The following is an 8,894-nucleotide window of genomic DNA, read 5'->3' as shown; positions in this document are numbered from 1 at the left end:
TTAACGGGTGAATGGCAACATAATCAAAAAAAAGCGATAAAAATAAAGAAGCATGGACGACTCTCAATGAGTTTATTTCGCTATGGTTTAGACTATGTTCAAATGGCGATTCAGCATTTAATTGGTTTTGGGAAAAAAGAAGAGTTTAAGGAAATTTTGGCAATTTTAAGAAAGCAGAATCCTGATAGGATAAGGGTTCTGTGAAATTTGTCGTGTACAGAGAAAACAATTATAAGGTTATGCGATGAGCGTGATTTTACCTGTGGCACAGCGTGGTGAAGAAATTTTAAAGCTGAAAGCGGCATTGGTGTCAGATGTGGAATTTAATAGTAAATGGTTGATGGCACTTGCGTCCGCCATGCATGCGACCATGCTTGAGCGCAATGGTGTGGGGATTGCGGCACCACAGGTTTATATTTCCAAGCGTGTGATTATTGTGGCGTCCCGACCTAATCCACGTTATCCCGATGCACCTGAAATGGATGCTGTTGTGATGGTCAATCCTGAGATTTTAGAGTTTTCTCAAGCGACCTGTTTTGGTGAAGAGGGGTGTTTGAGTGTGCCCAATGAACGTGGACAGATTGAACGTGCTCAAATGGTTAAATTACGTTATTACACTTTACAGGGTGACGTGGTTGAAACCAGCTACGAGGGTTTTCCTGCACGAATTGTGCAGCATGAAGTTGATCATTTGGATGGGGTGTTGTTTGTGGAAAGAATGCATTGATTATTGATCATACGTTTGTCAATACATTTAACAATCCGATTTTATATTTGGCTATAATAGGACAATGATTTTTTTAGCTTGCAGTGAATGAGTACAAATTTAGAATTTGATTTTTCTGAAAAATTTAAGTTTATAGACTTATTTGCAGGGATTGGTGGTTTTCATCTTGCTTTATCTCAATTGGGTATGCAGTGTGTTTTTGCATCAGAATTTGATGAACATGCCAGAAAAACCTATTTAAAAAACCATAAAATTGATGAAAAAGATTTTAATCGAGATATTCGTTCAGTCTCCTATGAATTGATTCCTGAACATGACATCTTATGTGGCGGATTCCCTTGTCAGGCCTTTTCTCATGCAGGAAAAAGAGAGGGGCTAATTGATGGGGCCAAGTCGGAAAGAGGCAATTTATTTTATTGTATTTTGGAAATTTTATCGAAAAAAAGGCCCAGAGCATTTATTTTGGAAAATGTACGTGGACTGGTGAATCATGATGAAGGCCGTACTTTTCAAATTATCAGGCATGAGCTGGAGTCGTTAAACTATTCAGTTCACTATAAAATCTTAAAGGCTAGTGAATACGGCCGTCCACAACATCGCCCACGTATCTTTATTGTTGGGTTTAATAAAGATTTGGTTGAGACTCAGCAGGCGTTTCAATTTCCAGCACCAGTCCCACTTAAATTAAATATGTCGGATGTATGGGAAGCAGAATGTAGTCGCGAAATTGGTTTCACCTTAAGGGTCGGTGGTAAAAGTTCACCGATTAATGATCGCCGTAACTGGGACGGTTATCTGGTCAACCATGAAGTGCGCCGTTTAACCCCTAAACAGGGAAAACGGATGATGGGTTTCCCTGATGATTTTGAGTTTCCTGTGAATCAAACCCAGGCCATGAAACAACTGGGGAATAGTGTCTGTGTGGATGTGGTCTATCATGTAGCAAAAGCAGTGCAGAATTATTTACAACAACATACCATACAGCGTACAGAGGAAAAGGATTTAATGAAATTCAATAAAGGTGAATGGAGTGAATTATATGCTTTCCTGAAGCTTATGCATGATAAAAAGTTATCATTTGGTAATGCTCGGCTAGAAGAAAAACAACCCAATGAATTTATTAAAATTTATGCTCTACAACATATTGGTTCCAGTAAATTTTATGTCATTGGTGACGATCACTTAAAAATTATTGAGGGAAATCAAACGTTTGATTTAGGCTCTATTCAGCATATTTTAAATGATGAAGTGCTTGCCCAGATTAAGAACACTATTCTAAATCCTGAAACAAAAACTTTTAATATTGAACAACAGAGTTTATTGGAATTATTAAAGATTAGCTCTTTTAAAGGCAACTCATATACTAAAGCTGATTTAAATATTTCTTTTGAATTTCAAAATCAAAGTTATCGATATGACCCATTGGGAATAAAATCATTTTTAGGCAGTGCGCCAACACTACTCAATGCAGGATCGACAACCAATTTTATTTATGAGGTGAAGAATTTTAGAGGTACATTACAGGATGTTAATCAAATTGAAACTTCATCAAAAATAAAGGATCGTTTAACTAAAATTGAAGAATTAGGAGGGCAACTCGAATTTTATAAATGTGAAAATGACGTATTTAATGATAATTTACGAAAAGCAGACTCGCTAATGCCAGAATATTTGGCAGAAACAGTACTTAAATATTATAAAGGTCAAGGGCGTTATTTAAGAGATTTAGTCGATGATGAAATCAAAACGATTCGGGTTAAGGATTTTCTAAAAGCAATTTTATTAGGCATGTTCTCTGGTACGCCGTGGGATGGTGCTTATACCTGTAATGGTTTGGTTGTGGTCAGAAAAGATGGTGATCTTTTACTTTATCATGTAATAAAAGATGCAGATTTAAAAGAATATTTATTTTTAAATACCAAACTGGATACAGCTTCCAGTACACGTCATCGTTTCGGTACGATTTACCAGGAAACCAATGGTAAATATTATTTTAAACTGAATTTACAAATCCGTAACACCTGATGATTTAAAATCCCCTCTATTCTTTTAATAAAGGGGATCGTTTTTGGTGTGTGCTTAATTAGGCAATTGAATCATCTAAATTCGGCGCTAACCACCGTTTCGCTTCATCTAAAGTCCAATTTTTCCGTTTGGCATAATCTTCAAGCTGATCTTGTGAGATTTTTCCTACGTTAAAGTAGTCACTGTCAGGATGAGAATAATAGAAACCACTCACAGAAGATGGTGGCATCATGGCAAAGTGTTCAGTCAGCTTGGTGCCAATTTTTTCCTCAGAACCTAACCAGTCAAACAACACGGCTTTTTCCGAATGTTCAGGGCAGGCAGGGTAACCAGGTGCTGGACGAATCCCCACATATTTCTCTTTGATCAGTGCTTCATTATCTAACACTTCATCGGCTTTATAACCCCAAAATTCTTTACGAATCCGCTCATGCAAATGCTCTGCAAAAGCTTCGGCAAAACGATCCGCCAAAGACTGTACTAAAATTGCAGAATAATCATCGCCTTTGGCTTTATATTCATTTGCCAATTCTTCTGCACCAAAAATGGATACAGTAAAACCGCCCAAATAATCTTCTGGTTGAGCAGATGGCTTAATATAATCCGCTAAAGACAAGTTTGGTTTACCTGTGACTTTATCGGATTGTTGGCGTAAATGTTCAAAGGTATGTGTGACATTCTGACCATATTCATCAAATACACTCACGGTATCTGCATCGGTACGTTGTGCAGGATATAAACCAAACACGGCACGGGCATCAAAACGCTGATTATCAATAATGTCTTTTAACATGATCTGTGCCTGATTATATAAATCAGTTGCTGCTTCACCAACAATTTCATCTTCTAAGATTTTCGGGAATTTGCCTGCCAAACTCCAAGAGATAAAGAATGGAGTCCAGTCAAAATACGGTACTAAGGTTTCAAGCGGATAATTTTTAAGAACCTGTGTACCTAACGTATTTGGTTTTGGTGGTACATAGTTGTCATCAATTTTAAAACCATTTTCAATGGATTCTGCATAGCTTAGTTTGGCTGCTTTCGGTTGCTTGTTGGCTAAACGTTCACGAATCTTGGCATATTCCGCACGATGTTCAGCAATAAAGTTACCACGCATTTCTTTAGACAGTAGGGTAGTTGCTACACCCACTGCACGAGAGGCATCGGCTACATAAATCACTGCATCATTTGAATATTGCGGGTCAATTTTGACTGCCGTATGGGCTTTCGATGTGGTTGCACCGCCAATCAATAAAGGAATGTCAAAACCTTTACGCTGCATTTCTTTGGCAACAAAAACCATTTCATCCAGCGATGGTGTAATCAAACCAGATAAACCAATGATGTCACATTTCTCATCAATCGCGGTTTGCAGGATTTTTTCAGCAGGAACCATAACACCTAAATCGACAATATCATAGCCATTACAGCCCAACACCACGCCCACGATATTTTTACCAATATCGTGTACATCGCCTTTTACGGTTGCCATCAGGACTTTACCTTTAGACTGGCTACCTGTTTTTTCCGCTTCGATATACGGATTCAGCCATGCCACGGCCTGTTTCATCACACGTGCAGATTTAACCACTTGAGGTAGGAACATTTTACCTGAGCCGAACAGGTCACCGACCACGTTCATGCCATCCATTAATGCACCCTCGATCACATCAAGAGGGCGTTTGGCTTTTAAACGGGCTTCTTCGGTATCTTCATCAATATAAGTGGTAATCCCTTTAACCAGTGCATATTCAAGACGTTTCTCAACTGATTGATTGCGCCATTCAAGGTTCTCAGCTTCACGTTGTGCGCCACTATGACCACGGAATTTTTCTGCAACTTCAAGCAATTTCTCTGTGGCTTCCTGTCCACTTTCACCCTGATTTTGGTTTAGAACTACATCTTCAACTGCATCTTTTAGTTCTTTAGGAATATCGTCATAAATCGCCATTTGACCAGCGTTCACGATCCCCATCGTCATGCCTTGTTTAATGGCATGGTAAAGGAATACTGAGTGAATTGCTTCACGCACAGGTTCATTGCCACGGAAAGAGAATGATACGTTGGACACACCACCTGAAATCATGGCATGTGGCAAGTTTTGTTTAATCCAGCCTGTCGCTTCAATAAAATCGACACCGTAGTTATTGTGTTCTTCAATCCCCGTAGCAACTGCAAACACGTTCGGGTCAAAAATAATATCTTCAGCAGGGAAGCCCACATCATTCACTAACACATCATAAGAACGTTTACAGATCTCACGTTTACGTGCAGCCGTATCCGCTTGTCCTGTTTCATCAAATGCCATGACGATAACTGCTGCACCATATTGTCGGCATAAACGGGCTTTTTCGACAAACTCATCATAACCCTCTTTAAGGGAAATTGAGTTCACCACAGGTTTACCCTGAACGCATTTCAAACCCGCTTCAATGATTTCCCATTTCGATGAGTCAATCATGATCGGCACACGTGAGATATCTGGTTCAGATGCCACCAGATTCAAGAAATGCACCATCGCATTTTGTGAATCAAGCATCCCTTCATCCATGTTAATGTCAATAATCTGTGCACCAGCTTCAACTTGTTGCTGAGCGACTTCTAAAGCTTCGGCAAAGTTTTCTTCACGGATGAGACGCAGGAATTTTTTTGAACCTGTGACATTGGTACGTTCACCGACATTGACAAATAAAGAGTCATCATAAATGTTAAATGGCTCTAAACCGCTGAGGCGGCAAGCAGGTCTGGTTTCAGGAATTTGACGTGGTTTTATATCTTTAACAGCATTGTAAATGGCGCGGATATGATCTGGTGTGGTACCACAACAACCACCTGTAATATTGATGAGACCACTTTCAGCAAATTCTTTTAAGAAAGCTGCGGTTTGCTCTGGCGTTTCATCATATTCACCAAAGGCATTCGGTAAACCCGCATTTGGATGGGCAGAGACAAAAGTATCCGCGACATCAGCAATAGTTTTCACATGCGGGCGCATCGCATCCGCACCCAAGGCACAGTTAAAGCCAATCGAAAGTAAATCGCCATGACGTACTGAGTTCCAGAATGCTTCTGCGGTTTGACCTGTTAATGTACGACCAGATGCATCGGTAATGGTGCCTGAAATCATTAACGGCAATTCATTACCGATTTGCTTAAATACTTCTTTTACCGCAAAAATCGCTGCTTTACAGTTCAGCGTATCAAATACTGTTTCAATCAAAAGAATATCGGCACCACCTTCGATGAGGGCATGTGTCGCCTCGATATAATTTTCTTTCAGTTCATCAAAAGTAATGTTACGGAAAGCAGGGTCATTGACGTTTGGTGAAATGGAACAGGTACGGGAAGTAGGACCAAGTACACCTGCAACAAAACGTGGTTTATCTGGGGTTGAGTACTTTTCACAAGCAGCTTTAGCTAAACGTGCTGCTTCACGGTTGATCTCGGGAACGAGGTCTTCCATGTGATAGTCCGACATGGAAACACGTGTGCCGTTAAAGCTGTTGGTTTCAATAATGTCTGCGCCAGCATCCAGATAGGCTTCATGAATGCCCTGAATAATCTGTGGTTGTGTTAGCACCAATAAATCATTGTTGCCTTTAAGGTCTGATGCCCAATCTGCAAAACGTTCACCACGATAATCTTCTTCTTGTAATTTATGGCGTTGAATCATGGTTCCCATTGCGCCATCAATAATCAGGATACGCTGGGCAAGAAGTGATTTCAGGGTGGCAAGTGTGGACATAAGGAACCCCAGTACATAGCAAGTTTAAAAAGCAGTCGCATTGTAACAGAAGCTACGCCAAAGCGTGTATTTTCAATGCCCAGTCAGGGTGATTCATCAGACCAAATGGAGAATGTCATAAAAGCTTCATGAAATTGCAATAATTTCGGTGAATAATGCTTTAAAAGACAACGTATATTTCGAAATATGATAAATAAGTTTCATATTTTGTTGTGTTTGTTGCAAAATCAGACAAACAGTTTTAGTTTAAAAGTATTTTTATTAACATGCTGTTTTTAATAATTAATTTTTTAAAAAAGAGTGAGATTTTCCTAATAAAATCCCAGAAAATGTGACAAAACTATGAAATTTTGGCTTCATGTGACAGTCCTTTGTCATATAATTGTCATAATTTAATTAAACAATACAGGGGATTTAATTATCCTCTTGCCGTCTACATGAATTCTAATCTTCCTCCTGTTTCGGATTCACCGCTTGCCAGTTCACAGGCAAAATCGACGAATGTGCATGTCCCTACACCGAAATTCTTTATGCCGGTGTTTTTAACAATTATTATTGCAACACTTATTTATATTGGTTTTCAGGTGAGCGCTGACTTGGCGCACGTTCCAGCATTAAGTTTATATTCAGTTATTCTTCTATCAACGGCACTTTTTATTGCGCTGGGCTTTGAGTTTGTTAATGGTTTTCACGATACAGCAAATGCTGTAGCGACGGTGATCTACACCAATGCATTGCCTGCACCTGTGGCCGTCATGTGGGCGGGCTTCTGTAACTTCCTTGGCGTTATGGTGGCGAGTGGTGCGGTTGCATACGGTATTATTGCCTTGCTTCCTGTTGAACTCATTATGAATGTGGGAAGCGGGGCTGGTTTTGCCATGGTGTTCGCCATGTTGATTGCCGCAATCTTATGGAATTTGGGGACCTGGTTTCTGGGCATTCCAGCATCAAGTTCACATACCCTGATTGGTTCAATTTTAGGTGTAGGCATTATGAACTACATTCTAAATTCGAGTAACGGTGGTGCATCTGGCATAGATATGGATCAGGTGATTAAGGTCGGTAAGGCCTTACTGTTCTCTCCACTGATTGGTTTCGCCTTTGCGGCCATCGTCTTTTTATTGGTAAAAACAGTCTTTAAGCGTCAACTGGAATTATTCCAGCCGCCAGAAGGCAACAAGCCACCACCACCATTAATCCGTGCCATCCTGATCTTTACCTGTACAGGGGTAAGTTTTGCCCATGGTTCAAATGATGGTCAAAAAGGTATGGGGCTGATCATGTTGATTCTGATTGGTTTGGTGCCGTTGGCGTATTCTTTAAACAAGAATCTTGATGCAAAACACTTGCAGTCATTTGAACAGCTTTCAGTACAAACAGCGACAGTACTGAATGTCAATCAAAATGAATTATCTGATGAGAAAGCGCGTGCTGTACTCACTAAATATATTCAAACCAAAGAGCAAACACCTGAAGTTGTTCCAGCACTTGCCAGCATGACTGCACATTTGGGTGAGCGTGTTGCCAATTATGGTGACTTGAAAGCCATTCCAGAGGCAGCGGTCAGTGAAATCCGTAATGATATGTACCTAAGTACCACCACATTCAAACGTCTGGATAGGGCTCAGGCTTTACCTGGAATGAATCAGGATCAGGCAAAAGTTGTCAAAGAATACCGTAGTAACCTGGATTCATTCCTGCAATACATCCCGAACTGGGTGAAAGTTGCGGTGGCCTTGGCCTTGGGGCTGGGTACGATGGTAGGCTGGAAACGTATCGTGGTGACTGTAGGCGAGCGTATTGGTAAGAACCACATGACCTATGGGCAGGGGATGTCGGCTGAACTTGTTGCAATGAGTACCATTGCTGCTGCTGATGGCTTGGGTATGCCTGTATCCACAACACACGTTTTAAATAGTGCGGTTGCAGGTACCATGGTTGCCAACAAGTCTGGACTCAACTTTGCGACAGTGAAGACAATACTTTCTGCATGGATATTTACCTTGCCAGCAACGATTGCAATCTCAGGTGGATTATACTGGCTGTTCCTACAGTTTGTATCATGATTTGATTTGCTTTAAAGCTAAATCATTTTAAAAAGCTTTGCCGAGGCAAAGCTTTTTTTATGGGTCATAAGATAGTGATAAGTTGAATATTTAAAATAAACATGCGAAAAATTCTTTTAGAAAATTAGGCTTAGCTTGTTTATAGATGAAATTAAAACAGACGTACACAAGGGTAATTTTTTATGGCAATTTAGATACGATACGGACAAAAACCAAGAATATTAGGTTCTAACTCAAATAGATCTGTTCTAATTTGAATGCCTGAATGCCTGAATGCCTGAATGCCTGAATGCCTGAATGCCTGAATGCCTGAATGCCTGAATGCCTGAAT

At 40.1% G+C, this 8,894-nt stretch carries 4 protein-coding genes and 1 pseudogene; 4 read left to right on the top strand and 1 reads right to left on the bottom strand.

The features are described 5' to 3' along the window. The 3 genes and pseudogenes from F972_RS09415 to F972_RS09405 form a co-directional block, all read left to right on the top strand. Positions 1 to 204: pseudogene (locus tag F972_RS09415) on the top strand (IS4 family transposase); the annotation flags it as partial. A 40-nt stretch (positions 205 to 244) separates the two neighbouring features. Further along, positions 245 to 727, top strand: coding sequence for a peptide deformylase (gene def / locus F972_RS09410; RefSeq protein WP_004769617.1), 483 nt, complete (start codon positions 245 to 247; stop codon positions 725 to 727). A gap of 87 nt (positions 728 to 814) precedes the next feature. Continuing rightward, on the top strand, positions 815 to 2,752 hold the full coding sequence (locus F972_RS09405) for a DNA cytosine methyltransferase (protein WP_004682719.1): 1,938 nt from the start codon (positions 815 to 817) through the stop codon (positions 2,750 to 2,752). 58 nt (positions 2,753 to 2,810) lie between these two features. On the opposite strand, the gene metH is transcribed toward F972_RS09405, so the two are convergent. Beyond that, positions 2,811 to 6,497, bottom strand: coding sequence for a methionine synthase (gene metH / locus F972_RS09400; protein WP_004769615.1), 3,687 nt, complete (start codon positions 6,495 to 6,497; stop codon positions 2,811 to 2,813). A gap of 437 nt (positions 6,498 to 6,934) precedes the next feature. Between metH and F972_RS09395 the strand changes: the two genes are divergently transcribed. After that, positions 6,935 to 8,563, top strand: coding sequence for an inorganic phosphate transporter (locus F972_RS09395; protein ID WP_004769614.1), 1,629 nt, complete (start codon positions 6,935 to 6,937; stop codon positions 8,561 to 8,563). Positions 8,564 to 8,894: the final 331 nt, after the last annotated feature.

Source organism: Acinetobacter sp. CIP 102529 (assembly GCF_000368325.1).
In the GTDB taxonomy this organism is placed as follows: Bacteria; Pseudomonadota; Gammaproteobacteria; order Pseudomonadales; family Moraxellaceae; genus Acinetobacter; species Acinetobacter parvus.
The sequence above is the reverse complement of the archived record's forward strand: the minus strand, read 5'-3'. Positions and strand labels throughout refer to the sequence as shown.

What these genes read in the sequence shown, in the direction of transcription:
- def (WP_004769617.1), top strand. Translation starts at nt 245, where the DNA reads ATGAGCGTGATTTTACCTGTGGCACAGCGTGGTGAAGAAATTTTAAAG.
- F972_RS09405 (WP_004682719.1), top strand. Translation starts at nt 815, where the DNA reads ATGAGTACAAATTTAGAATTTGATTTTTCTGAAAAATTTAAGTTTATA.
- metH (WP_004769615.1), bottom strand. Translation starts at nt 6,497, where the DNA reads ATGTCCACACTTGCCACCCTGAAATCACTTCTTGCCCAGCGTATCCTG.
- F972_RS09395 (WP_004769614.1), top strand. Translation starts at nt 6,935, where the DNA reads ATGAATTCTAATCTTCCTCCTGTTTCGGATTCACCGCTTGCCAGTTCA.